This is a genomic window from Neobacillus sp. PVCKKU3, assembly GCF_058323225.1.
On the sequence record NZ_JBLVQN010000091.1, the window covers coordinates 1 to 1694 of the forward strand.

At 39.9% G+C, this 1694-nt stretch carries 1 protein-coding gene; it reads right to left on the bottom strand.

The window, feature by feature from the left end:
• Positions 1 to 535: 535 nt before the first annotated feature.
• A partial coding sequence (locus ACNQGS_RS28880; protein ID WP_491490384.1) for an IS110 family RNA-guided transposase occupies positions 536 to 1694 on the bottom strand: 1159 nt, incomplete at its 5' end.

Below are 1694 nucleotides of genomic sequence, written 5' to 3' on the forward strand. Positions count from 1 at the left end.
AGCCTCCTGATATGAACGAAACTGTCAAGGGCCCCCACACTAAACTAGGTTTTGGTCCATTTTTGACCAACTCTAAGAAGAGAAGCTATTTCTCGCTTCTTCGCTTATTTGGTTAGATAGTTAGCCGTTCTGGCTAGAGTAGCTCCTTCTTTAGCTTACTGACCACTTCTCACCTCTTTGAATGGCTGTCAAGTGCTTTCCTTGACTGCCATTCAAAGAGGTGAGACACTTTTTTAAGCTAAAGATGGAATAATCGTACCTCCCTCATGTTTTTTTGAATAGATGTTAAGGACACGGCACGAAGGCAAAAATCTCTACTGCGGTTAACGCTCTGATATTCGTGGGTTCTCACATTTTATCTTTCCGTATAAAGGACATATCCACTAACTCGTGACGTGCGTTAATCTAAATAGATATAGCACAGAGGAGGCACGTGGGTTTTCCTTCCCGGTTTTTCTCTTTGCCTTCGAGCCCTATTCTCATCCATCTATTTTCTTTCTAATGTACTAATCGTCATTTGAGAAAACGTACTTATTTAAGCTTTTGGTACTACTTCGTCTAATTCCTGCGTAATTGCCCAAATAAAACCTGCTAGCTCTCTTGCCACTGCAGTAATGGCTTTACCACTTTCTTTGCCTCTTGATAATAATCGAAAATATTTCTTATGAAGTCGGTTTTGTGCTTTCCAAGATATTGCTTGAATGGTTGGCGATTGTCCATTTTGTCTCTTTTGTAATTCACCTTTGACGGAAGGTTTATATCTATAACTCCAGGCCGATTCCACTAGTAGACGCCTCACATGACGATTCCCTGTTTTAGTGATCTTTCCTTGTCTTCTACTTTCACCACTCGAATATTCACTAGGTACTAATCCCACATACGCCATAAACTGTCTAGGAGTGGAAAATCGTTTAAAAGAACCTATTTCTGCCGCAATGCTAGTCGCTGTAATCAGTGCTACTCCTCTTAATGCTTGTAAAGCTTGGATGGTTGGGGCATGAGCACCTTCCGTTGCTTGTATTCTGATTTCTTCTTCTAGTCTTAAGATTCGTTGTTGTATCTCTTTAATTTGATGATAGTACTCTTGAAATACCACTTGTAGTTTTGAGTTTTCAAACTTTACCGTGTCCAACCATCTATAATATCTGACTGTCCATTTTTTTCCCTTTGATGGTGGTTGGATATCATAACGGAGTAAAAATTTACTTAACCGGTGTTTAGCTCTTAATTCGTCTTCTTTTGCATCTTCTCGACATCGAACAAGATCACGTAAAGCTTCATCCTCTTGAGTAGGAACGTAAACAGAAGTTAATTCCCCGGCTCGATATAATTGAGCTAGTCGAACAGAATCTCTGCGATCCGTTTTAATACGTTCACCAGGTCTTTGAGGAATTAAAGATGGTGCTATCACAGTACAGTGAATATTTAGCGCAAGGAGTAACCTATACAATGCATATCCAGTAGGGCCTGCTTCGTAACACACTCGTAAGTTCTCGCTGCTTCCTATCTTTTTCATCAATTTCGTAACTGCTTCTGGTGTATTCGAAATCATGCCCCAGTATCTAGGCTCATCTCTTCCTTCATCTGCAATCGCGACAGCTATTTTTTCTTTTGATACGTCTAAACCTACGTATTTTATGGTATCCTTCATAATAACTAGCTCCTTTCGTAATGTAGCTCTGATTTGGTTTGGA